Here is a 24,644-nt window from a genome sequence, read left to right as displayed (position 1 = left end):
TGTAAATATATAGTTTGTTGTACATAGAGGTATAGTGAGGTGCCTATGGATAAGATTGTTGAGTTAATTGAATCAGGGTATGAGTGCGAATTCTTGGACTTTAAAGAGAGGCAATACCATAAAGACAAAAGTATGGATTTGCTCATGGATATAATGGCAATGGCCAATTCTCGGCATAATGGAGATAAATTCATTATTATTGGAGTCAAGGATCGACCAGAAGGCAAGGAGATAAAAGGAATTGATCCAAAAGAATTTATAGACTCATCTAATTATTTGCAGTTGGTTTTAAATAATATCGAACCCGAAATACAGTTTGATTATTTCAAATACGAATATAAGGGTCTAGTGTTAGGTATTTTTAAAATTTACGAAACAGACAATAAACCATATATGATGAGAAAGAACTTCAGTGGATTGAAAGAGGGACTTTGCTTAATTCGTAAAGGAAGTATGAATACAATAGCTAAACGAAGTGACTTCGACTATATGTATTTAAACAAAGGACAATTTGAAATAAGTTTTCTTGAACAGACACTACACGCCGTACACGATACAGAAGGTTGTGCTTCTATAGAAGTTGTATTAACAAATACAACAGAATTGCCTATTACGATAATTGGTGGCACCTTATATGTCCGCAATGATCAAGGAATAGAACTCTCAAGGCATCATGTATATGGATTGGATAAATTTATAGGTGCAGACTTCAAATTAGTGTTATCACCAAAAACCGAAAAAGTTGGACACTTAATGGTGGGCTTTGAATCATCAGACCCATTTAGACTAAATATTGATGAACACGGAATATGTGCTGAGGAATACGTATTTGAGCTTCTATTAGTGGATGCACGAGAGAAAAAATATTCTGTAAATATCAAAAATGCGAGAATTTTTGTAAATGGTGACTTTCTTTGGAAGGTGAAACGGCAAAAGGGGATCCCACATAAGTTTCGGACGTATTAGATGAAGAAAAACCATTTAGTCGGGGGAATAATTGATGGAGAACGAACTTGTTAGATACTCAAGAGCTGGTGATGTTTTTCACTATCGATGGGCTGCCCGTCGTTGTCTGCAATTAATCTCACCCCAATCCCGAATCAATCGAATCGTGGTTGAGGGTTCTAAGGAGAATAAACTTGCAGGAGAGTATGTTATTGATGTTGCTGAGTACTCTAGCTCTTTAACGAAAGATGGATTTCAAGATGTAGCATACTATCAGTTAAAACACACTACGGTTCATAAAAATAATCCATTTGATCTTAGTGGACTTAAGGGAACATTTGAAGGATTCGCTCAGAGATTCCTAGATATGAGTGGTTCCACAGCAAAAATTGATGGTGTCATTTTTGCTATTGTCACAAACAGACCGATTAATCACAATCTTAAAGATAGCGTTTTGAAAATCTCTAATGGCGAAAAAGCCAGTCTAAAATATAAAAATACACTAGCTAAATATACTCAATTATCTGATAAAGATCTAATAAAATTTTGCTCTTGTATAAAATTTATTGATGGAGAAGGTGACTACAATACTCAGAAGTATAGACTTCATGTAGAAATTTCTCAGTTGGTTGCCGGAATCATTGATAATCCAGAAATAGAGAGTATTACGAGCTTAGTTCGTGACAAGGCATTACCAGGTAACAATGGTGAGATTATACGTGAAGAAATACTAGAGAAATTTAACATAACTTCTGAACGTGATCTTTTTCCTGCTCCAGCTGGGTTTGAAGAGCTTGAAACTATTGTACATAGAGAGCAACATGAAGAGTTGTTGCAAGCCATTTTAGAATCAACGGCTCCCTTGATCATACACGCTCCTGGAGGAGTAGGGAAAACGACCTTTTCTCGTCAAATAGTTAAATCACTACCTGCTGGATCTTTGGGTATTGTCTACGATTGCTTTGGTGGTGGTCGATATCGTAACCGTAGCGAATTTAGGCATCACCATCGCCAAGCTTTTGTTCAAATTGTTAATGAACTAGCTGTACAAGGTCTCTGTGATCCAATGCTAGTGAGTTCAGGAGCCTCCGAAACAGATATATCCAGGAAGTTCCTCGAAAGAATTGAAAACGCAGCCTTGGAAATCAGGAAATCAAACTGTAATTCAGTTCTTGCGATCCTAATAGACGCAGCCGATAATGCTGAAATGGCTGCGGAAGAGTTTAACGAGCATTGCTTTGTTCATGAACTCCTCCGTGAACGGATGGTTGATGCTGTTAAAATCGTGTCGCTTTGTAGAACTGAGCGTATACACTTACTCCGGCCTTTTAGTAATATCAAAATGCATGAGTTAAAGCCATTTTCAATGGAAGAATCCATCGCTTATTTAAAGTCCCACTATGCTGACGTATCTATAGACGATGGAGAAGAATTTCATAGGCTTACCAGTGGCAATCCACGTGTACAGTCAAATGCTTTAAGCTTGAATTGTAGTACGATTGCCGAAGTATTCTCTAAACTCGGGTATATGGGAACCACTGTTGACGAACAAATAGAGTTACAATTAAAGTTTGCAATCGATTCAATAAGAGATAGTCATGTTAATTATACAAAACAAATTGACTCTATCTGTACTGGTCTTGCCACATTACCTCCATTTATTCCACTGAAAATACTAGCAAGAGCTGCTAATGTGGAGGAATCAGCTATTAGAAGTTTTGTTGCAGATATGGGTCGTCCCTTATGGCTTTCTGACTCTTCAGTTCAGTTTAGAGATGAGCCCACGGAAACTTGGTTTAGAAAAACTTATGCAGCATCGAACGATCAAATAGAGTTTTTTATTGATCAAATCAAACCATTATCTATGGAGTATTCATATGTGGCTTCTGCTATGCCATCTCTGTTACTACAAGCCGGAAAGTATACTGATCTTGTCGAATTAGCTTTATCTGATCAGTATCTCCCCGACAATCCTATTGATAAGCGAAATGTTCGAGTATTCCGTCTTCAATTTGCATTTAAGGCTGCGTTGAAAAAAGAGAGCTACGTTGAGGGAATAAAATTAGCTTTGCGAGCAGGCGAAGAAGTAGCTGGTGATAAACGACAGTTGGAACTACTTGAAAATAATATTGATCTTATTGCGCCTTTACAAGATGAACAACGTGTACAAGAATTTGCTTTTCGTCGTTTGTTTGGTGGTTCCTGGAGAGGTTCAGAGAATGTATATTCCGCAGCATTGCTGTCAACAGTCAAGAATTTCAAAGGAGAAGCCAGAAGCTTTCTTAGAGCTGCTGAGAATTGGTTAAAACTATACTTCCAGAATAGAGACAAGAAAAAAATAAATAGTCCATATTATGAAGAACTAAAAATTGAAGAAATTATGGAGCTTGTTTATGCACATTTAAATATACATGGGGCCGAGCAAGCTTTTAAAGTTCTTACAAGATGGCACCCGGAGAATGTGATCTATCATGTTTCTAGACAACTATTTAGACGTCTTATTGATCTTGGGGAATATACTGTTATAAAGGAGTTAGCAAAACTGGGTTCACGTAATCAGTATTTAATCATTGCTTTCACACATGAGTTTTTAGAGATTGGACATATCCCAGATTCGGATTTACTTAGTACTTGCCTTGTTTTGCTAACCACTAAACGGGCTAGAATTCCAGATATACAAAATACTTATCAAGACACGGCTCTTCAATCTCTTATATCTTTTCTTGAAACTTGCGCAGCAAACAATCTACCAAGAGAAAGTATCGTAAGAGTTCTAAATCATTATTTTCCTCAAAAGATTTCATCGTCTATTACAAGCAATTACAGTAATAAAGACCGAGCCGTTTTTATGCGAGCCCTTGCATTAAAAAATATGTTGCTCTCAAAACTCGAGTTTAATGTTAATGAAGTACTCCCAGTAAATCTTCAAGAGAGTCAAGAATACAAGGATGAACAAGAATTAAAAGAAATAAAAAAGGTTATTAACAAATTATTACCTTGGTATACGCTACGAATAAGCTGTTTGGCAATTCATGATCTTGATTTTGAAAATGAAGTAGCGATAGTGAATAAGAAGTCAGGGTTAGCAACAAATGCTCGATATAGAGAGTATGATAGTCTATCTACGGAAATAGCTAAAGTATGTTGCGATGTTATAATGTTTTATAAATTTCCAGAACCATTGTCAGCCAAATCCTTTTATGAAAATTATATAAAGAGTAGCAAACTGTTTATTCCTGACTATCTAAAATTAGTTCGTTCTGCTTATAGATTAAGCCATTTAACTGAACAAAAGAGAGAATTTGAGCATAATGCTTATGATGTAATACGTTCTGCTTCTGACATCGGATCAGAGGAAAGGGCAAACTGTTACATTGATCTTGCGCGATCACTACTTAATTCAGATAGAGATGATTCAGCGGTTTACTTCAATTTTGCCATCGATGCTGTTTCAAAATTTGGCGATGAAATCGTCGAGAGATGGGAAGCCGTTGTGTCCCTAGCTAATCAAAGAAAAGTAGAGGAATTTGCACCTAGCGAATTAGCTTACAGATTTATACGTTGCGCTGAGCTGATCGGAGAAAATGTGGGTAAAGAAAAATATTGGGACAGGGATGAATATATTAGGACTTGTATACGACTGTCTCCTGTAACTGGTATTGCTGCACTAAGCAGGTGGCGAGATAGGGAAATTGGACGTTTTGAACATCAACTATAAGCATTTTCTGAGGAAGTTGTAGCGAGAGGGTACGTTGCGCCAACGGTGGCATGGTCTCTATCATCCTTCATGAATGAGTACGAAATTGTTGATTTTTCTACACTCTGTCTAGAGAAGGAAACGTCCAGTGATGGCCGGAAATTTATTTTTAATTCAGTTATTAATGAACTTAGAATAAATGGGGTGGAAGGGGAGGTTTGGAATAAAATTATTGATATAGCATCGAAGTATTCTTTAGAGAGTCCTCAGTTAGATGAGATACTCACATGTAATCGAAGTAATACTACAACAGAAATTGATTTTATGAATAAAGAATACAGTCCTTCGTTCGGTAAAGAATCTGATGAAGAAGCAATTAATTGGTACGAATTGCTGCATGATTTAAACTTGGTTTCACCAATGGGCTTAAGACAAGCTATCCAAAGAAACAAAAGATTACCAAGGACTTTGCAAAATAGAGATTCATTATGGAACGAAATCTACAGTCGAATCTCAGATAGTGAAGCAAAGGCATTTTTATATGTCCTTATAAATTTAGATGAAACCGATATTTATGATATAAAGAAGGCACTCTTGTTAGTACCCAAAGAATGGCATCGTAAAATAAGCATTCAAACTGAGTGGTCTAATATTTTACGATTAGTTGGTAAAAGATTCGCACCTTTTCTACTGGGAAGAGGATCAATCAATTATTTTACTAATGAACTACATTTGGGTATTGAAAATATACCCTTTATTCAAAAGGGAATAATTGAAGGCTTAGCAAATCAGGGTGACTTGGCTCATACATCTACATTTTTTGGTTTCGTAGCAGTTGCTACGGAACATGTTTCAACAGAGGAAGCAACTAATTTACTTGATTTCGCTTTATCAAGATTTGAACTTCATATAAATTCTGATTATGGTGATGGAACATGGTCACAAAACCTCATTCCGCCAGTTAATATGAATAGTGCATTTGCAGGTTTTATTTGGTCGGCTTTAGGTTCTCCAAAATCTTCAACTCGTTGGCGTGCGGTTCATTGTGTCCGTAGACTTGCTGAAGCTCATTGTGAGGTAGAGATTGATAACTTAATTGACTGGATGGAAAGTGATGTCGTTAGTGCATTTGGGACTAATAAGTTCCCTTTCTATAACTTACACGCAACATTATATTTATTGATTTCACTTGCTCGAGTATCCATCGATCACCCACATATTCTAACGAAGCGTAGCAATATTTTCTATAAATATGCCTTGAGATCTTCACAGCATATACTTATAAAGAAATATGCTGCTGATGTTGCTAACAATATTGAAAATGCATATGTGGGAACATATTCAAAAGAAGAAGTTGAAGCTCTTCGAAAGGTTGGAAAAAGTCAATTTAAAACGATTAAATTAGAGAATCGTTGGGATACAAGAGATAGCTATTGGCATGCTAACCAGATGATTAATACAAATTTGAGTTTTAGTCATAGTTATGATTTTGATAATTACTGGTTTGAACCATTAGGAAGGGTATTTGGGATTTCCGGTAAGCAGGTGGAAGACCTTGCTAACGATATTGTTATTAACGAATGGAAGATTGAACTTGATGGTAAATATATAAATGACCCCCGAAACTCGTTGTGGGGATCCTCAAGAGAAGGAACTTATCATAGCCATGGGAGTTACCCGCAAATAGACAATTATAAATTTTATATTTCGTACCATGCTATGCTCACAGTGGCTTCGAAGCTATTAGAAAGGATGCCTGTTAATCATAGTTCAGATCGGTTTGAGAATGAGTGGAATACGTGGTTAAACAGACACATCCTAACTCGAAGTGATGGGTATTGGTTGTATGATCGCAGAGATCCTCTTCCTTTGTATCGAAGGGAATGGCTAAATGAATTAAGTAATCCTGAGTGGAGTGAAGAGATATCAAATGATGATTTCCTTGATGGTTTATTGACTGTAAGGAATGAAGAAGTTTGTTTCAATGTTTCCGGATCATGGATCGATGGAGACAGGGATAGAGAGGAGAGTTTCTATATTACAAGTTCTTTAGTTTCATCGGAGGGGGCTCAATCACTTTTAAATGCATTGAGCACATGTTCGAATCCTCAAGATTTTAAGTTACCTGCTTTTGAAGAAGCTGAAATGGAGATTGACATGGGGACTTTGAGACTTAGTGGTTGGGTCTACCAAGAAGAAGGATTTAAGTATCTAGATAAATTTGATCCACATTCTGCCGGAGTAGACTACCCACCATATAAAATAGGAGATTTAGTAACCGAAAGAATGAGTATTTCCTCTGACTATGAGAAGAGAAATTGGACTTTGGCTGATGAGAGTGAAGCGGCCTTAATTTGCGAGATTTGGGCGCCTATCCATGATTATGGTGATGAGGAGGTTGTACGACGTGGTAACCGATTAACAGCATCACTCTTATTTCTAAAAAGTCTTTGTACTGTGTTCCAAAGTGAGTTAATTATTGAGGTTCAGATCGGAAGAAGCTTTAGACGTAAATCGTATATGAGAGAGGGAGAGTCTGATGCGTATAAGCCACCGGTTAGCAAATTATTTGTCTTCTCAGCCGATGGAAGACTCAGAGATACAGAAACGTACTATGAACTTAGGCAGAGCGATAGTTAAAGAACTTAATATAGACCCTGGTATAGATACTGCGGCTCGTTGGATTGCCCATTATATTGCGGAACAAATTGAAATTGCCGAATCCAGTTCAGGTATTCAAAAGCAAGAGGCAGAAAAACGTTGCTTTGAATCGATATTAAAATTATGGAGTCATAGATCATTTTTCCCTAGTGGTTCAAGACCATTAGAAAATTTTGAGCCTATACTTAGGACACTAGAACATCTTGATCCTGAAAATGATCGTCACTTCTTCTTTGAAGATCGAAAGGAAACGACTGACAAAGTCCCTGAAGCAGTTCAGAAGTGGCTGGATCTTGCTGATGGAATAGATGAAGCAGCACGCGTATGGTTAAAATATGTGTTTGAACAATCTGTCTTAGCTGCAACTGATGATTCTACTGTTGAATGGTTGGAGAATTCAATGGTAATTCAGGAAGACGACAATTTCTCCCGAATCCTTAAAGAGTTGGTCTGGGGAGAGAACCAAGATGAGAATGACACGAAGCGAAATATTTTAGATTCTAGGATTAAGAAATTAGAGTCTTTTTCGCAGCTGAATCAGTTGTTATTGGAAGAGTATAAGAAAGAACTTAAAAGTATATGTTAAGAGTAAAAGCATTTAATAGATAAAATCTAGCTTAAAAGCTGATTCATACATGTAAGTATGGCCTTAGACTAAGCAAGAAGAAATTATGTAGCGACATACTTCCAATCAATGTTAGAACACAAACAGAGCATAGACAAAGCACACTGGTAATTTTCCAGTGTGCTTTTTGATCATGTTACAACAAAGTAGTTTTGCTAAAAAAGTATGCAATTTTGCATATTTATATATGTTAATATGCGAAAATGCATAAAGTTATGTTGTAAAAAAATTTCTAAACAATTTATAATAAGCTTAGCTACTTAATTGGTAGTTTAAATACTTATAATTTATACAAGGGGTGGGAAGATTGTTTGACTTAAAAGGTTTTCGAGAGAACACATTGAAGATGACACAGACCGAGTTTGCCACACTGCTCGATGTTAGACAGGATTATATCTCCCGTTTGGAACAATCGACTGAACAGACACCGCTTCAGATCCTGATCAAAATTGCAAATGTCACAGGAACTACGATCGATGAGTTGGTTAATTTTAAACGTTTAGATCCCGAGCCGTTAACAGTTAACAACACTTGGCGCACAGCAGAATTCACGAAGCGAAATATCGTGGACTATTTGGAAATGAGGGGGGCGGACTACCGCAGACGGTGGGGCGATACATACAATATCAAAATGGCAGAACTACTTAAGAAGATAGACCATATTATTTCTAAGCCCCGCATAGCGATTGTTGGTCACTCTGATGTAGGAAAGAGCCGTCTTATTAACTCGCTTCTAGGTACTGAGAAGATGCCGACATCCTGGACCCCGACAACAGCAATAAACGTACATATTAAGCATATTCAGGACAGACCGTCCTATATGGAAGAAGAAGCATGGGTATTCCGTGCAGCCCCCGAGAATAGTGATATCGCACCCTGGGACGAACGCCGTCTACATGATGAAAGGTATTGTCGGGGATGGAAGCTAACGGGAGGAAGCGCGGAAATTCTTAAGAATTATGGTACCCGCCAAGGTGAGGAATATGGCCGTCAAGAAGCCGATGCAGCCGTAATATTCGTGGACTCTGACTTTCTGAAGAACTGTGATATCGTCGACCTGCCGGGATTCGGTACTGGAGACCGTGTAGAGGACGACATACTGGCTTTCGAGGGCAAGAAGAATGCGGATATACTCATCTATATGTCTATTGCGAACGGCTTCATGCGTGAGGGAGATATAGACTACCTTAAGGAATCCCTTATGTCCCTCCAACCTGTGGAGCAGGCTGCAACGAACGACATCAACCCACTTGCTAACTTGTTTGTTATTGCTTCGCAGGCTCATACCGTAGACCGCGGTAATCCCGATTCGTTGTCGGTTGTCCTCGACAAAGGCTGCGAACGGTTATTGCAATCATTACCTGAAAGAGTTCTTGAGAAAAGGGAGGAAACGACAGGACACCATTATGACGAATCGGTTATTCGAAGTAGGTTCTTCACCTATACTACGGACATCCCGATGCTCAGAAAAGCTTTTGAAAATGATTTATGTGCGCTCGTTGAGCATATTCCTAACGTAATCAATGAAAAGGCGAAAGCGTATATCCGCACGGAAATCGAGAAATGTGACCAAGAGGTCGATCTGAAGATACATGAGTTTGAGGAGATTCTTGAGCATCGTGAAGGATATGAGCGGATGCTCTCCGACATTGAGGCCAAAGAACCAGAAAGGGCAAATGACAATCAAAACCGTAGGCAGGAAGTGTTAAAAGTAATTAATACGCTCAATGCCTCTTCAATTCGTACTTTTGCTGACAAGTACGGAGCTCTTATCTCCGCAGATAGTATCGTGTCTATTATTAAATCCAAAGGACTGAAGAAAAAGAAGGAGGATATCCAGATCCTAATCAGTTATCTGGGATCAACCCTGCAAAGTCAGATGCATGAGACGTTGGCCGGAGAGTCGGAAAAGCTGACCAAAGAAATCAATGACTATCTGGAGTACTTTCAGAATGAAGTAAAAAGTGGACGTTTGAAAGCTAGGCTGGATGATGTCAACTTCGATTTTGATGCTACAAAGTCCTTTGCCGCAGGATTGGTCGGCATGACCAATTTCGGTGGGCTAGCTGTGTGGGCTACCTCTTTAGGTAATCTGGGGACTTATATGCTTGTTGCCCAAGGGGTAAGCTTACTCTCTGCGCTAGGAATCTCCGTAGGAGGAACAGCTGTAGGAGCAACCGCCCTTTCGGCGTTTGGTGGGCCTGTTTTAATCGGAATTACGATTGCCGTCTTGACAGCTTTGTCGGTATATTCACTTATTAATGGCGGATGGGAGAAGAGTCTAGCCAAAAAGATTGTAAATGAGTACGATGCCAAGAAAGCATTAATTAAATATAAAGAGGTCATCGAGAAATATTGGGACGATACGGCTGAGGCTTTCAATCAGGCAGCCGACTCCTTAGATGCTGAATGGACAGCCTATATGGCGCGGCTCCGGGAGATTGTGAAAGCTGACGATATCGGTGATATCGAACGTAACATCCAGGCACATAAGGCGTTTAAGCTTTTTTTGAATGAAATCCCGTTGTAGAGGACTTGAGAGGTTCAATCGTAATACAGAAGAATCGAATATGATTAGACTGGATGTGTTTAGTTTGGAGCAAATGACCTTGTTTGAAGAGAAGATGGCTTCCAATGAAATCTGGGATGCACACACTGTCATCAAAAATTTGTATAACCGTAATGTGGGAGATACTGAGCTCTTCCATCGTTATTTTAACTTTGCCTGTATGGTTGCTGCTTGGGACATTGAGCTGGACACTAGAAATTATTTTCTCGATGAGGCCAGTACCGCATTGATTGTATATGCAGAAAATACGACCATAGATGCAAAGCAATTGGCTGTTATTAAGGCTTGCCGTGAGGGGTTAGATATCATTCGCGGGGAGGTTTCTGCTGTACAAAACGCTCTTGTGCAAAAATATGCAAGGGAGACACGAGCAAAAAACAATGCTACGTTAAAGGATTTGGCTGATTTAAAAGGCGAGCTTTCGCGGGCTAGTAACCAAGAGGCCTTTGATACAGCGTTGCTCACATTAACTGAGATTGAGAACCAGCTTGTGAAGGAGGAACTGACTGGAGATCAAAAGTCGCTCTATGACCGTATGACTAAAGAATATTCTTCCCTTATCAGCGACAAGCTGACCAAGTTGGCTATAGCATCTAACACCGAATACAACCGCACTGCGGTCAAAGAATTCAAATTTGCATTCGATTCTTTCCAGAAGAATGAAAGCATGTATACCCGGAGCACAGAACAGTTGTATACATTGGTTTCCAGCCGCCTCTTCGCATTTGATCCGGCTCGTCTGTTTAATGAGACATTGGTCTACTACAATCATATTTATTCATATATCTTCAGCAAACTGGATGAGGACGGCAAGTTTAGGCTAACGCAGATTTCCATCGACAAGGAGAAATTGCTCCGGTAAAGGGGGTTCATATCATGCAGATCCTGGGAAGGAAGGGATTAGACAGACAGACCCTCGCGGGTGGCAGGCAGCTTTCAAGTTTGCCCAACGTAAATACCGGTCTGTTCACTGCTGGCATTCAATCTGTCCAGACGTTTTCAACCATAACAACGACCGGGGAGTATAACCAGCAGTTTCATACTATTTTTAACGAGCTAAACATCAGCCGTCAGAACTATCAGAAACAGGTCAATGAACTGTTGGCAAGTGATTCTCCCTTTAAGGACTCGCTAAGACAAAAAGGTGTGGGTTTTGCGTGGAGTTACGAAAAAGCTGAGCTTCAAATGGGAGGCAAAGGGACAACAGACTGGTCGCAAGAACAAAGGCAGGAGATTTTAATAGAAGGTAAAGTCCGCGGTGCAGAAGGGCACCACATAAACAATGTGGCTAATCATTTGGAAGACCAGGCAAATCCAGATAATATTCGTTTTGCGAAGAGCAAGGGGGAGCACCAAGAAATGCATGGTGGTGATTTCCGAAATCCGACGACGGGTGAACCTATTGACCGTAACAGACGATTAGAGATGATCAATCAAAAGCGAGTGGCCAGAAACGAGTTGTCAGGCATTGGTCTTGCCGCTGCGATTGGTCTGGGAGTCGGATTTACCATAGGGTTTTCCGTCAAACTCGCACAGTCAGGACTTTCAGTTGAGAATGTCAAAGTTGCCGCAGTAGCGGGAGCTAAGACGGGAGTAGAAAGTGCATTCCTCGGTGTAATGAACCACCTTCTCGTAAGAGGCATAGGCGAAGCAGCTAAGAGTGCCCTTCAAGGTTTAGCTAAAAATATAGGATTGATGGTCACAGAAAATCTGTCCCGAATGTGCAAAATGGCTGTGACGGGAGGGATGGCAATTACCTTATTTTCAGTGTACCAGTTCTGCAAGCTAAAGCTAATGGGTTATGGAACCAAAGAGAGCCTAATCAGGGTCGGAAGATCCGCTGCTTATTCCTTGACGATTCTGGTATTATCAATCATTGCCCAAGGCTTATGGGGAGGGTGTGCAGGTACTGTTGTATCTGTAGGAATTGGCTTTTCGGTTATGGTCTTCAAATTTGGACAAGCGCGATACACTAAAGATCTGGTTGAGCGGCTGCGGATATATACGATTCAGAAGTACGAACCCCTTATGTAGAAGCACTATTATCTCTATAGTGATGCATCCTTCTAAGGTGGAGGGTTCGCAAAACATAAGAATATTGGAGGTCTTAATGGAAACAAACCTGCCTGAGGTCGATTTAAACCTTTTTAATAGTGAAAAATTAAGCTCTAATATTAAAGGATTTTTATGTGAAATAAGAAATTGGGAGCTAAAAAAAATAAAAACAAAAATAAAAAAAGATAGAAGTGCATCTATAAAAAACATTTCAAAACACAGAGTAGTTCAAAGATTATTTCCGTGTCCAGTTATTCTTATTGAATTGCAAAATGATTTTTCTGTATTGGAATTCAGGCTCGGCCAAGGAGACTATAGCTTTGAGACGCAGATTTCTAATGAATCTATTCTTCAAAAGCTTCAAGGTGCAGGTGAAACATGGCATGAAACGTTTGATCAACATCAATCAATTGTCTGGATTGTTGTAAGTAAGACAGAACTTTTCAACCTAAGATATGCATATTCGAAACTAGAACAAGCAGTCGAATCTTATGCTATTGATGAGATGAGGATGCTTCAGCAAATTCGTGATGAAGCCTTAAATGACATTGGTTACCACTCTATCCAGTTGAATAGGGCAACAGGAGAACCAGATATACGAATACAAGCTACTTCTCGAATGTATAACGATTACGATGTGCCAAGAGCATTAACGTCTGAAGATCTGGTTCAGGACATGATGAACTATTCTAAATTATCAAATTTATGTCCTTCCAATATTAATGATGTGATGCAGAGAGCAAGACTCTTATACGTTCATGGTTATAGCGAATGGGAATTTCTAACTATGGCTGTACATTATGCGGTATTGTCGCTTGAAGCTTCATTGAGGTTGCTCTATGATACCTGGCTTGGATCAGATCCGGTAGTAGTAGAGGGAAAAATAGACGAAGCCTCTGTTTGCGCTAAATTGGAACCGTCAAGAGATACTATATTGAAATGGTCTAATCAGCAAAATGTTCTTAATGTTAAGGTTAAAGGATGGATACTCCCTCGCTCTAAGTCTAATCTGACTAACCATGCCGTTCATATTGGAGCTTTGACACAGTGGGAGAGGGATAGAATTGATTATTTCTTGTGGTTACGTGATACCTTGTCTCACCCGACAGAAACCTTTACTGAGTGGATTAATTGGAGTAGACATTGTATCGGTGAGGTTTGTCTTTATATCAATCAAATGTGGACCCGATTTCTTGTTGGTATGCCGAATAACTTTTCAATTGTGTAAACAAAGTTAGCTACATGGAAAAAAGTTCTGTAATGGAATTTATTTTATCGGGAGGAACTATGAACATAGACTTTGATATACTAAAAAATGCTCTAACCAGTGGGGATTCTGAGACTGCGGCAGAGATAATCTATGAAATATATCTTCAACATAGTAGTAATGTAATGAAACCAATACTTTTAGCTGATTGTCTACCAGAGCCACTCCAAAGAGATTTTGATAATAAATACGATATACTAAAAACATTTATTTCTGCATGTCATCATGTGGGGCAAATGCTAGATGAGAACAATAATGATAGCACAAGTTTTATGGTTCAGTATATGGACACCATTCAAACCATTTTTGAACTATATAAACACAACAAGAGTAATACAATAGTACTTGAGGATACAGAGCTTCTCAAATTACCTATACCAACAACTATTCATATGTTGTGCGTTTTTTTAGAAAATCAACAAAGACTTTCAGAAATTGAGTATGCAGCAATTATAAAAGAGTCAAATAATATTGATCTTTACTCACGGAATATTGCTCACGTTGATACAGGGAATGGAAAATCCTCAATTGAGTCTACTCTTGAAGCAGGAATCGAAATGACTAACACACTCATTCCTTATTTATTCTATAAAGGAAAAAAGATACTTGGAAAAGATTTGAAATTCGTTGATGATGTATCTCCATATGATATCCCACAAATAGAAAAAATGAGTCTACTCGCGTTACATCGAGGGATGGTGAACCACTTGTGGGAGTTGGTGAAATATAGAGAGTGGGGATACTCTATGCAGCATAGCGTTGAAGATGAAAAGTATATGTATTACGAGCCAATGGACGAAGAATATACAAAACTTGAATTAACTGCGATGATTCGATATAGCTATAAGGATCAACTGAATTTTTTTAAGAGAGAAAGCCGATATAAGAGTTTGATACATAAACTTATCCCTTTGGAAAGTGATCTTGCGAAATCCATTGATCTCAGTAATCCCGGATCTTTGTTTTGCTTAGACGCTAAAAAGGTAATGAGTTTGGTTGAAGTTTATCAGAAGATAAACAGTAGCGTTGTTAAATCTTTTGAGTTTATAGATGAAGACTTTTGGGTTCAAAAAACTATCGGTATAAATAGGAACATAAGTTTCGATAATTATTTTTTGCTTATTTCCTATCTTCAAGCACTTGGATCTGTATATAGTGAGAAAACTCATGAGAATTTTGATGATTTTAATCGTGAAGGTTACAGATATCTTGCCCCTAGAATAGAAAAAGAATTATTTGTTTCGAATTTCACTGAAATGTTTGGTATAAAGCATGAAATCGTAAGTGAGCTAATCAATATGCTGATATTTCAGCCTAAAAAGAATAAAGATGATTATTCAGATTTATTTTCGCAACCTTTAGTTTACATAGGGAAAAGGGAAATTATCTTTGTACCCGCTTTAATTAAACAGTTAAACTTACCTCGAATGATTGAACAGCAATTCGGTATTTGGAAAATAGATGATGCTTATAAAGGTAAAGCACTTGAAAACTATATAAATATAGCACTCTCAATTAATTCGAGTCTTAACGTAAACGTTGGAGGATTAAAGATAGAGGATGCTTTTGATGGTAAGTCTGCTGAATTTGACTTCATTGCGACTTTTGGAGACCACATCCTACTGATCGAGATGAAATGTCTTCGCAGACCTTATTCTCCTAAAGAAATTTTTCAAATTGAGCACGAAGTTAATTATGGTATTGAGCAAGTGAAAAGACGAGTATTGGTCTTGCAAGAGGATTGGAATAAAATTAGACAGGTAGCTACGATTGATTTACCAATTCATCCACCTGACCCAATGAAGATAATTAAGGTCGTATGTTTGAATATTTTCAATTTTACAGCTAGAGAGAAGGATGGTGTTATTATCACAGATGCCTCCTCCCTAACTAAATATTTTGTGAACCCTACTGTGGAACAATTTGAGATTAGTGAAACAAGAAAAAAAATAGGAGAGTATTCCCTTTGGAAAAAGGAATACCCCACTCCTTCAGAATTCAAAGAATTCCTTCTAAAACCTAATACAATCGCAGATATTTACGATAGTTTAGAACCCGATCTGAGATCATTAATGTTAATCGATAATACTAATCATCCAATAGGTTTCCTAGATTTTTCTCTCACAGGTAACCCGATTGATCTTTCGAACAAAAAAGTAAAGCCTGTACGAGAAAGCTCAACTAGTATAGAGAATGCTAATCCTTTAAGAATACAGCCCTATAAAGGAAAAAGAAAAAAGAAGATAAAACAACAAAAACAGTCTAGGAAAAATAATAGAAAAAAATGAATTAACGACTTGTCTAGCGATGATCGTCATTGTTGACATTTCTAACTCTGTATTTTGACTTTATTTAGATGGTTTCCAACTTTCTTTTTAGTTTAATTAATGGTTCCAGACTATTTATTTTTCGTGTTTATCACCAACTAAGGAAAATCCAATAAGATCAATGAAAATGGTTCCACACAAAACGTCATTTCTTCTTTGAAAATAGAAAGGATTCAACAGACGGATTCCCGGAAGAAGTTAAGAAATGGCTGGATATTGCGGTGGAATTGATGAAGCAACGCGCGTGTGGCTAAAAAATATATTTTTGAAAAATCTGCCTTGGCTGCAACTGATTCTACAATTGAATGGTTAGAAAACTCAGTAGCACTTCAGGAAGGAGACAACTTCTCTGTAAACTTTCCAGAATTGTATAGTGATGTTGAGATATTTGGGGAGAAGGAAAAAAGAAAATGAAAGGAAGCAAATGATTATAGAATTCAGGATGAGGAAACTAGAGCCTTTTTCAGAGTTGAACGAATTGCTATTGAGTGAGTATGGGATGAACTTAAGAGTATGAGTAAGGATACAGCAAGTACGTAATATCAGTAAACTTACCTGTTGGTTTAAAAATAAGTAAAATATTTTATATCAGTAACGCATAAGGATGTCCTATAAGTATCATTTAACGAAAAACCGGATTAAAATGTTGTTTCGTTAAATGAGTAATGAGCAAATTTTTTTCTCAATGAATCACCTAATTTAGCGTATTTAATTATTAAAAAAATGTATTATTATGGGTTTACCAACTATAATGTAACTTTTCAATATGGAATAATTTCATTTACCAACTATAATGTCATTGTAATTGAAGTAAAAGTGCTGAAAAAGTGCGATATTACACGATTTTTCATTTACCAACTATAATGTCACTGAACACAAGTAAATAGGTATTTAAAAAGATGATATGACCTGGTCATATCATCTTTTTTTGTTATCCAGTATACTGATTATAGGAATTTTCATCATCAATAGATCTAAGTTGAATGAACATATTGCAAACGAAGAGAGGTTAAAATGATGGAGACATGTGCGGATGTGTTGATCGTGGTTGATCTACAAAATGGCGTTTGTTATGATGGAAATCATTTGTATGATTTGAATAACTTACTGAATAGAGTGAATAGAAGAATTGCTTTGTATAGAGAAATACATAAACCGATTATATTTGTTCAACACTGTGATGAAGTATTAGTGCCAGGAGAAGAACCATGGGCGATACATGCCGATCTTGATGTTCAAGAGCAAGATTTTTTTGTGCAGAAAATGCATGCGAATTCGTTCTACGAAACAAATTTGAAAAGTCTATTGGACCAATTAGCTGTAAGTCGTATCGAGTTCTGTGGCGCCCAAACTGAATACTGTATGGATGCTACAATAAAATATGCTCATGGATTGGGATACGACAACTATATGATACAGAATGGCACTTCCACTTTGGATAATCCATGGATGTCTGGAAAAGAAACGATTTCTTTTTATGAAAACATATGGAACCATAGATTCTTGAAATGGATAGATGGTGGATCGTAGGACAACGGATCGTACAAAACTCGCCACATAAAATCTCTAAATAAGAGCAAATCTCTGTATCACTAACATAAAATTGAAGGCATATAGAAGAGGTCCTAATGACATTAAATATGGTCATAGGACCTCTTTTTTATTTAAATACAAGTACGCGTTTTCTATATTAACAGTGGTCTAGATAAGAAGGAATGTGTAAAGCTATGGGTTACGCCCAACTCGTAATCGTTTCAACCGGAAGACGATAGGAAGGATAGCCATCTTTGGCTGCTTTACCTATGGAAATCAACATCACGGGCTGGAAACGCTCTTTATCCAGACCGAAGGCCTCAGCAATCTGGGCTTTATCATAACCGGCCATAGGATTCGTATCATAGCCATGAGCACGGGCAACGAGCATGAGTTGCATGGATATGAGGCCTGAGTCAATGAGGTTCATATCACGCAGTTCGGCTGGAGTTATGTTCGCATAATAAGGTTGTACCTGCTGCATCTGCATATCCATGATGTCTTGTGGCATATATCCAAGTTCCACCGATTTGCTGAAAATCTCCTCCATGTACTCAACATTGTTAGCGTCGTAAAATACGGCAATGACAGCGGAAGACGTTAGTGCCTGTGTCTGGTTAAAAGAGGCCAGTGGTGCAAGCTTTTCTTTGCCTTCAGCACTGTCGATGACAAGAAAACGCCACGGTTGCATGTTAATCGCCGAGGGGGCACGTGAAGCTTTCGCCAATATTTCGGTCATCTCCTCGCGGCTGATTTTCACTTCAGGGTCGTAAGCTTTAACGGAATGGCGCTCTAAGACGATGGTATCAAAATCATTGGTTTTGTTGAATTGGCCGGTAATTGTATTCATATCGATCTCTCCTCATATCTATATTGGTGAGATTAGGATATCGGTGGTTATATCTGCATCCGTCTCACTATGAGGATTGTAAACTATGAAGTATACTTTATAGCAAGAAGAAGAAACGGGGCGATTTAGATGAAGATTAGTGAAGTAGCGAACAGTGTAAACCTTCCGATTTCCACGATTCGGTACTATGAGAAAATAGGAATTATCACGGATGAACATGTGCTTAGAGATCAAAATAACTATCGGAAATATGCGCAGAGCATTATTCAGCATCTGGATGTGGTGAAACAATGTGTGGCTGTAGGCTTTACGATTCATGAGATCCAATCGATGATCTCTAAAAATGGGTTTTCAAGTAAAGATCAGGCAAGCATCATCCAAGCGAGAATATCAGAAATTGAAGAGGTGCAAAAAAAATTAGAGAATTCCAAACAAACTCTATACGAGCTTCTTAAATCGGATATCACGTGTGAGGATGGATTTGGTAAGTACTGAGCGGGACGTACCTCTTGAGCTTCTCAGTCAGTATATTTTTACATCATATTGAAACAATAGAGTACCGACCCTTTTGTAAATGTAGATTACCGGGCTTGCCAGCTTCCACCTTCACCTCAGTGGCAAATACACCGGGCATCCGCCCGTCTGGGAACCAGGGCATCTTTTTATCAATCACAATAAACATGCCTTCTGCATTACCTGTGGGGGAGAATTTCTTTCCATCTCCCGCAAAGGGATCAAGGTGATAATGCTCATTCAATGTGCTCATCGTCTCAGGAACATCATCCACAGGCAGACCGATTTCACTAATACATATCAGATGCTTCGCTTCGAAAGCTTCATCGACTGCATTATCGAGTGAGTGGTGAGCGATGAATTCCATCAAGTTGCCGCTTGGGTCATAGAAATAGAAGGCTGTTGCATCCCAGTAGGGGAAATAAAATTGATCTTGTCCATCCTTGGAAAGCAACGGAATGTTACGGTTTTGGGCCCACTTTTTTGCATCAGCGAGTGTATTCGTTGGAATCGTAAACGCTATATGATAGTATGGATTCTCTTCCTCCGGTGCCTTCTTGAATGCAAGGACCGAGTCTCCTGCACGGAATGAAACGAATGTTGTATCATCCTCCACAAGCTCCAACTCCAGTAGTCTACCGTAAAACTCTCTCATGGCCTCGATCTGATGTGTCAACAAACTAACTTCTCTTATTTTCAATTCAATACCTCTCCTTCTAAACTCATCATTGATTGAAATACTCGATCGTTTTCTCAATAAATGCCTTAGCCGATTGCGTCAGGTAACGGTCGGACCGATGGATGATCTCAAAGTGTCGGTATGGTGGATCATCTGTAATTCGAATGCATCTTAGCGTGGGTTCATTCATGGCTTGGATCAGAGGATAAGGCAGCAGTGTTCCTCCAACGTTGGCTTTGACCAGACTAATGATGGAGGTTGCCGAACTGGTCTCCATGATGGTATTAAGGCTAAAACCATATTTACGACAATAGTCATCGACTAATTCCCTGCCGGTAAATCCTTCGGGGAACATCACCGTTTGAATATCACGTAACTCCTGAATTTTAATCGTGCTGCGGTCAGCCCAATCATGATTCTCGGAAACGACAAGTACGTATTCTTCACTGCACAAAGGAATGCGTACAAGCCGATCATCAGGGGCAGATGTGATCTCTATACCGATGTCGACTTCATTCTCCAACACTTGATTCACGACATAGATCGAAGAAATAACCTTCAATTGCACCTTGGGGAACCGGGCATGAAAATCAACGAGCAATGGAGTGATACGGTAATCCAAATCGGATGGAAGAACACCGATAACCAATCGTCCCCGCTGATCATTGCGGAATTCTGCTAGCGCATCCTGGGTACTCTGTAAATGCCGAATCATCTGTACACAGTGCTCCAGAAATAGGGTACCTGCCTGGGTCATCACAATTTTTTTGCCGACACGGTCAAACAAAGGAACACCAAGTTCATCCTCCAACCCACGTATTTGTTGACTCAACGTAGGTTGAGATATGCCAAGTTTCTCAGCCGCCCGAGTAAAATGAAGCTCCTCGCACACGGTAATAAAGTTTTCCATCTGACGAATTTCGATGGGGAATCACCTCGTATCATTGGTTTTAGTAATCATTTTAATAGAAATAATAGTATTGTTCAATCATTCTAATGATTCTATACTTAATCTTATACCACTCGAAGATCATGTCATTAATGAATTGGATTTTGGATGAGGGTAAGGATATTACTACCATGAGGTGATTCATAATGAAACTACTTTATATTGTATTGGCACTGATTCTGGCTTCACTAAACTTAAGACCACCGATTACTTCCATATCTCCTCTGATGAGTACCATACAGAATGATCTGGGTTTGAGTGGCATGACGGCCAGTCTGTTAACAACACTACCGGTATTATGTATGGGCATATTCGCTCCGTTCTCCGTAAGATTAAGTCGAAGGTGGGGGAACGAGGGTGCTATTGTACTGGCTTTAATTTTTATTGGAATAGGTACAGGATTACGATTGTTCGTGGGTGCAACTCCGTTGCTGATGTTTACTTCTTTTTTGTCCGGTGTAGGGATTGCATTGGCAGGGCCGCTGTTGTCCAGCTTCATTAAACAGTATTTTCCTAACCGAGTAGCAGCCATGGTCGGCATCTACTCTACTGCGATGGTGATGGGGGCCAGCATTAGTGTAGGATTATCCGTTCCGCTCCAGCATATGCTGGGTGGATCTTGGAGAGGGTCTTTGGCCACATGGACATTACTTGCAGTCATTGCATTGCCGATCTGGTTAAAGTTAGCCTGGTCTGCGCGTAAAGATCGACAATCCGGACAAACTCCGTCTGTCATTCATGCGCCACTACCAATGAAGAACAAGCGTGCATGGGTGCTGACCTTATTCTTCGGACTGATGGCAGCGATCTTCTATTCATTAACCGCTTGGCTTGCACCAGCGATTCAGGGTCTGGGATATAGCCAAGAGACTGCTGGCAACGTCCAAACGTTATTTACGTTAATATCACTGCCCTCAACGTTATTCATTCCCATGCTTGTACACCGATACCAAAGACGTGTGTTCTGGCTTGTTGGATGTGCGTTGCTGGAATTGATAGGGGTCCTGATGCTGAATCTCTCTGTCAGTCCGTGGCTCGCGGCGATCCCTCTTGGGATTGGTGCAGGTGGGTTATTCCCGATTGCACTGATGCTGCCGATTGATGAGACAAGCAATGCTCAGGAAGCCAGCAGCTGGTCTGCCATGACGCAGTCTGGTGGTTATATTCTTGGAGCACTTGGGCCGCTGGCAATTGGTTGGCTTCACGACCTGACAGGCAGCTTGGTGCAAGCATTCTATGGTTTGGCTATCATCATTGTGCTGCAGATCATCGTGCAAATAGCTATTGGCAATAAGAAGAGCACGGAAGTTGTTGGCCAGAAGCGGAGCTAAAAGTCATGTGAAGTAAAATGGGTATAGAAAATATAGTCTTTATACATGATCTAACAAGTCCATATAATACTGTCGCAATGATTCTTTTAACGTGTCGGGTTCCATAATTCGAATGGATTTACCGAATCCTGCGAGGTATCTCACTATGAAATTAAGTTCGTGAGGCTCATACGAACCTGCAAGAAGCATGTGTGCCTGTTCACTGCCCGATTCGTTGACGTGTATGATCTGCATAGAGGGAAAATGTTCTTGCCGGAAAAGTTCAACCCCGGCTTCGTCAATCCGACATTGAAATGGAATAGCATCTGGTGATGGTTCCCATAACAAATGGGTATCCTGTGCATGAAGCTCAATCACGTGAGCCAAAGGTTCAATGTCGGACACTTCGGCTGATATGATCCGGTCACAACGGAACACCCGGTACGCTTCTTTTTGCAGATCATAAGCCTGGCAATACCAGTAGCCTTTCCTCGCATAGAGTGCTATGGGTTGAATGGTGCGAATACTGGTGTTGGACGTGCGGGATGATGGATCTGATTGTTCAGACTCTGCAAGATTCGCAGGGGATGGCCTATGATCAGGGGATATCCGCTGATTAGCGTAAGTAACCTGAATCACTATATTCTGCACAGCAGCCATCAACAGAAACTCCAAATGTGCACTATCTCGGATCTGCTCCGTATGTCGGAAGGAAACCCGGTGTTGGATATTCTCAATATTTTGTCGTTGCTTGTCGGATAACGCACTCATAAATTTCTCATGAATGGTACGGAAAGAGACCTCAAAGGGTAAGCTGGAGAAGCTTCGGAGAGCCTGCATCGCAAAATAAAGGGCATGAAGCTCACCCGTATTGAACGAAATGGGAGGCAGCTGCATCTGTTGCAGCAGTCGATATCCGCCGTAGCGTCCATATTCGACATAGATGGGCGCACCCAACTCTTCCAATGAAGCGATATCTCTAATCGCTGTTCGTTTGGAAATCTGGAACTCCTGCATAAGATCTTGCAGGGTGAACTGTTGTTTTTGATTAATATAGCGCAGCATCTGGTTCATGCGTTCTGATTTTTTCATATGTAACCCTCTTAATGGTGCCATGGTATGGCACCTTTCGTTGTTATAGTGATAAGTGTAATTCAATAGGAACAAGGAGGCAATAACATGAACTTTGAAGTGGTACCATTTTTGTCGATGAACGGGGATGCGGCGGCAGCCATTGCTTTTTATGAGGAGTTTCTGGGCGCTAAAGTCATATTCAAAAAAAGTTATCAAGAGATGAAGGAGATGAACCCGGGCTTCGAGTACCCTGTTGGTCAAGATGAGTATATTACACATTCGGTACTTGAGATTGGGGTTAACAAAGTCATGATTGCGGAAGAAGCAATGGACACGGAGAGAGCATGGCAGCTAGGGAACAACACTTCATTATGTATCCAATCCAAGGATAAACATACGATTGATCAACTGTATCATTCTCTGATGCAACATGAGGGTGTGAAGGTACTGGTACCTTACGAACAAAATGAATTTAGTCCAGGTTATGGCATTGTGCGGGACCCGTTTGGCATTGCGATTCAGCTATGTGTGACGGTACATGATTTTTAGATGAGATGAGAACCCTTGGGGCTCAATTGGTACGTAACTATAACTAACTAAAAAACATTACAAAGAAGAGCCATGAATAACATGCGCTCTTCTTTGGCTTTTCTATAAAAGGTCGTTGGAGTAGCCAGAAGGTCCCGCAAGTCCAAAACGTTACTGCATATCATTTATCAGATCACTATCGTTCATTTATGTGCTGAGCGTTACCGCTTGAGCTAGTCATTTTTTCACACCTGGGGATGTCGACCTTGATGGCGCATGTAGGGGAATGGGTAATGATTATAGCGACACAAAGGAAAGAAGGGATAACATGATTACGAGAGGTATCGACCATATTGGAATAACTGTACCGGACATGGAGCAGGCGACCCTATTTTTACAAGAGGCTTTTGGAGCCCAACTTGCCTATGACCATATAACGCCGGATGATCCGCCACAGGAAGGGCCTGAGACAGAGCGTAAATTAGGACTTCATTCAGGGGCAAAGGTTATTCATATTCGAATGTTATCGCTCGGGGAGAGCGCCAGTATGGAGTTATTTCAGTACGCAAATACAGTACAATCAGAGCCAGTCAGAGCATCGGATTACGGATTACAGCATATGGCGTTGTATGTGGATGATATGCCGGAAGCTGCACGACGCTTCAAGGCAGCAGGAGGAGTGTTGTTAACAGAGCCTGGAGCGCTGTCCGGGCATATTGAAGGCGGGGAAGGGAATGAGTTTGTGTATGGAAGAGCGCCATGGGGGATGCTGATTGAGCTGATCTCCTACCCAGTAGGTATACAGTATCCACATCACAGTGAAGCGAAGCGCTGGACACCACAAAAAAAAGTATAAAGATGAGAATAATTAAGAAACAGGGCGATGCGCGATGAATCGTCCTGTTTTCCTCGTATATAACGGCCAGGCAGTTACTAAAAAACAGAAAAAATGTTAGAAATACAGAAGTGTATGCTGCTTTGCTTTATGTTACGATACGTAAAAGTAGATACAAAGACATATTACGGATGGAATAAGTGGTTGTCAGCGGATATAGTGCAGCA

19 protein-coding genes are annotated in these 24,644 nt (G+C 39.7%); 15 read left to right on the top strand and 4 right to left on the bottom strand.

Going from position 1 to position 24,644, the window contains the following annotated elements; translation table 11 throughout:
• The first annotated feature begins 45 nt into the window (after positions 1-45).
• The 11 genes from NLBNIHML_RS13390 to NLBNIHML_RS13340 all read left to right on the top strand — a co-directional run bounded on the left by NLBNIHML_RS13390 (position 46) and on the right by NLBNIHML_RS13340 (position 17,676).
• On the top strand, positions 46-966 hold the full coding sequence (locus NLBNIHML_RS13390) for an AlbA family DNA-binding domain-containing protein (protein ID WP_494354538.1): 921 nt from the start codon (positions 46-48) through the stop codon (positions 964-966).
• 34 nt (positions 967-1,000) lie between these two features.
• Complete coding sequence (locus NLBNIHML_RS13385) at positions 1,001-4,663, top strand: hypothetical protein (RefSeq protein ID WP_494354537.1); 3,663 nt, start codon at positions 1,001-1,003, stop codon at positions 4,661-4,663.
• 69 nt (positions 4,664-4,732) lie between these two features.
• The gene (locus NLBNIHML_RS13380; protein ID WP_494354536.1) at positions 4,733-7,282 is read left to right on the top strand and encodes a hypothetical protein; all 2,550 of its coding nucleotides are present in this window, start codon (positions 4,733-4,735) and stop codon (positions 7,280-7,282) included.
• The gene (locus NLBNIHML_RS13375) at positions 7,257-7,889 is read left to right on the top strand and encodes an RNA polymerase alpha/RpoL/Rpb11 family protein (protein WP_494354535.1); all 633 of its coding nucleotides are present in this window, start codon (positions 7,257-7,259) and stop codon (positions 7,887-7,889) included. Before NLBNIHML_RS13380 ends, NLBNIHML_RS13375 begins: the two co-directional genes overlap by 26 nt.
• A gap of 346 nt (positions 7,890-8,235) precedes the next feature.
• Entirely contained in the window at positions 8,236-10,458 is a 2,223-nt protein-coding gene (locus tag NLBNIHML_RS13370; RefSeq protein WP_494354534.1) for a dynamin family protein, read from the top strand.
• 40 nt (positions 10,459-10,498) lie between these two features.
• Positions 10,499-11,359 (top strand): hypothetical protein, encoded by an 861-nt coding sequence (locus NLBNIHML_RS13365; protein WP_494354533.1) that lies wholly within the window; start codon positions 10,499-10,501, stop codon positions 11,357-11,359.
• Between the two features lie 14 nt (positions 11,360-11,373).
• Entirely contained in the window at positions 11,374-12,531 is a 1,158-nt protein-coding gene (locus tag NLBNIHML_RS13360; RefSeq protein WP_494354532.1) for a hypothetical protein, read from the top strand.
• Between the two features lie 76 nt (positions 12,532-12,607).
• Positions 12,608-13,780, top strand: coding sequence for a hypothetical protein (locus NLBNIHML_RS13355; protein WP_494354531.1), 1,173 nt, complete (start codon positions 12,608-12,610; stop codon positions 13,778-13,780).
• 32 nt (positions 13,781-13,812) lie between these two features.
• Positions 13,813-16,107 (top strand): hypothetical protein, encoded by a 2,295-nt coding sequence (locus NLBNIHML_RS13350; RefSeq protein ID WP_494354530.1) that lies wholly within the window; start codon positions 13,813-13,815, stop codon positions 16,105-16,107.
• A gap of 285 nt (positions 16,108-16,392) precedes the next feature.
• On the top strand, positions 16,393-16,560 hold the full coding sequence (locus NLBNIHML_RS13345; RefSeq protein WP_494354529.1) for a hypothetical protein: 168 nt from the start codon (positions 16,393-16,395) through the stop codon (positions 16,558-16,560).
• 603 nt (positions 16,561-17,163) lie between these two features.
• Entirely contained in the window at positions 17,164-17,676 is a 513-nt protein-coding gene (locus NLBNIHML_RS13340) for a cysteine hydrolase family protein (protein ID WP_494354708.1), read from the top strand.
• A gap of 202 nt (positions 17,677-17,878) precedes the next feature.
• On the opposite strand, the gene NLBNIHML_RS13335 is transcribed toward NLBNIHML_RS13340, so the two are convergent.
• Positions 17,879-18,529, bottom strand: a complete 651-nt coding sequence (locus NLBNIHML_RS13335; RefSeq protein ID WP_339237960.1) for a nitroreductase family protein — start codon at positions 18,527-18,529, stop codon at positions 17,879-17,881.
• Positions 18,530-18,658: 129 nt separating this feature from the next.
• Here NLBNIHML_RS13335 and NLBNIHML_RS13330 point away from each other — a divergent pair, with 129 nt between their 5' ends.
• Positions 18,659-19,024: a MerR family transcriptional regulator gene (locus NLBNIHML_RS13330; protein WP_472476209.1), complete on the top strand. Its 366-nt coding sequence runs from the start codon at positions 18,659-18,661 to the stop codon at positions 19,022-19,024.
• Positions 19,025-19,067: 43 nt separating this feature from the next.
• On the opposite strand, the gene NLBNIHML_RS13325 is transcribed toward NLBNIHML_RS13330, so the two are convergent.
• Positions 19,068-19,742 carry a VOC family protein gene (locus NLBNIHML_RS13325; RefSeq protein WP_339257550.1) on the bottom strand — a complete coding sequence of 225 codons (675 nt, stop codon included), beginning with the start codon at positions 19,740-19,742 and terminating at the stop codon, positions 19,068-19,070.
• A gap of 25 nt (positions 19,743-19,767) precedes the next feature.
• Positions 19,768-20,631: a LysR family transcriptional regulator gene (locus NLBNIHML_RS13320; RefSeq protein WP_494354528.1), complete on the bottom strand. Its 864-nt coding sequence runs from the start codon at positions 20,629-20,631 to the stop codon at positions 19,768-19,770.
• Positions 20,632-20,816: 185 nt separating this feature from the next.
• On the opposite strand from NLBNIHML_RS13320, the gene NLBNIHML_RS13315 reads away from it, so the two are divergent.
• Positions 20,817-22,001 (top strand): CynX/NimT family MFS transporter, encoded by a 1,185-nt coding sequence (locus NLBNIHML_RS13315; protein ID WP_494354527.1) that lies wholly within the window; start codon positions 20,817-20,819, stop codon positions 21,999-22,001.
• Positions 22,002-22,040: 39 nt separating this feature from the next.
• Here the strand turns inward: NLBNIHML_RS13315 and NLBNIHML_RS13310 are convergent, their stop codons facing one another.
• Positions 22,041-23,072 carry a helix-turn-helix transcriptional regulator gene (locus tag NLBNIHML_RS13310; RefSeq protein ID WP_339257545.1) on the bottom strand — a complete coding sequence of 344 codons (1,032 nt, stop codon included), beginning with the start codon at positions 23,070-23,072 and terminating at the stop codon, positions 22,041-22,043.
• An 87-nt stretch (positions 23,073-23,159) separates the two neighbouring features.
• Between NLBNIHML_RS13310 and NLBNIHML_RS13305 the strand changes: the two genes are divergently transcribed.
• Both NLBNIHML_RS13305 and NLBNIHML_RS13300 read left to right on the top strand, forming a co-directional pair.
• Positions 23,160-23,603: a VOC family protein gene (locus tag NLBNIHML_RS13305; RefSeq protein WP_494354526.1), complete on the top strand. Its 444-nt coding sequence runs from the start codon at positions 23,160-23,162 to the stop codon at positions 23,601-23,603.
• Between the two features lie 307 nt (positions 23,604-23,910).
• Entirely contained in the window at positions 23,911-24,438 is a 528-nt protein-coding gene (locus NLBNIHML_RS13300) for a VOC family protein (protein WP_494354525.1), read from the top strand.
• Positions 24,439-24,644 lie beyond the last annotated feature (206 nt).

The organism is Paenibacillus sp. JNU01 (genome assembly GCF_059130585.1).
Note: the sequence above shows the minus strand (reverse complement) of the source record. Positions and strands in the feature narration are given on the sequence as shown.

What these genes read in the sequence shown, in the direction of transcription:
- NLBNIHML_RS13355 (WP_494354531.1), top strand. Translation starts at nt 12,608, where the DNA reads ATGGAAACAAACCTGCCTGAGGTCGATTTAAACCTTTTTAATAGTGAA.
- NLBNIHML_RS13335 (WP_339237960.1), bottom strand. Translation starts at nt 18,529, where the DNA reads ATGAATACAATTACCGGCCAATTCAACAAAACCAATGATTTTGATACC.
- NLBNIHML_RS13385 (WP_494354537.1), top strand. Translation starts at nt 1,001, where the DNA reads ATGGAGAACGAACTTGTTAGATACTCAAGAGCTGGTGATGTTTTTCAC.
- NLBNIHML_RS13380 (WP_494354536.1), top strand. Translation starts at nt 4,733, where the DNA reads ATGAATGAGTACGAAATTGTTGATTTTTCTACACTCTGTCTAGAGAAG.
- NLBNIHML_RS13365 (WP_494354533.1), top strand. Translation starts at nt 10,499, where the DNA reads ATGATTAGACTGGATGTGTTTAGTTTGGAGCAAATGACCTTGTTTGAA.
- NLBNIHML_RS13330 (WP_472476209.1), top strand. Translation starts at nt 18,659, where the DNA reads ATGAAGATTAGTGAAGTAGCGAACAGTGTAAACCTTCCGATTTCCACG.
- NLBNIHML_RS13340 (WP_494354708.1), top strand. Translation starts at nt 17,164, where the DNA reads ATGGAGACATGTGCGGATGTGTTGATCGTGGTTGATCTACAAAATGGC.
- NLBNIHML_RS13360 (WP_494354532.1), top strand. Translation starts at nt 11,374, where the DNA reads ATGCAGATCCTGGGAAGGAAGGGATTAGACAGACAGACCCTCGCGGGT.
- NLBNIHML_RS13350 (WP_494354530.1), top strand. Translation starts at nt 13,813, where the DNA reads ATGGAATTTATTTTATCGGGAGGAACTATGAACATAGACTTTGATATA.
- NLBNIHML_RS13315 (WP_494354527.1), top strand. Translation starts at nt 20,817, where the DNA reads ATGAAACTACTTTATATTGTATTGGCACTGATTCTGGCTTCACTAAAC.
- NLBNIHML_RS13300 (WP_494354525.1), top strand. Translation starts at nt 23,911, where the DNA reads ATGATTACGAGAGGTATCGACCATATTGGAATAACTGTACCGGACATG.
- NLBNIHML_RS13390 (WP_494354538.1), top strand. Translation starts at nt 46, where the DNA reads ATGGATAAGATTGTTGAGTTAATTGAATCAGGGTATGAGTGCGAATTC.
- NLBNIHML_RS13305 (WP_494354526.1), top strand. Translation starts at nt 23,160, where the DNA reads ATGAACTTTGAAGTGGTACCATTTTTGTCGATGAACGGGGATGCGGCG.
- NLBNIHML_RS13310 (WP_339257545.1), bottom strand. Translation starts at nt 23,072, where the DNA reads ATGAAAAAATCAGAACGCATGAACCAGATGCTGCGCTATATTAATCAA.
- NLBNIHML_RS13320 (WP_494354528.1), bottom strand. Translation starts at nt 20,631, where the DNA reads ATGGAAAACTTTATTACCGTGTGCGAGGAGCTTCATTTTACTCGGGCG.
- NLBNIHML_RS13375 (WP_494354535.1), top strand. Translation starts at nt 7,257, where the DNA reads ATGAACTTAGGCAGAGCGATAGTTAAAGAACTTAATATAGACCCTGGT.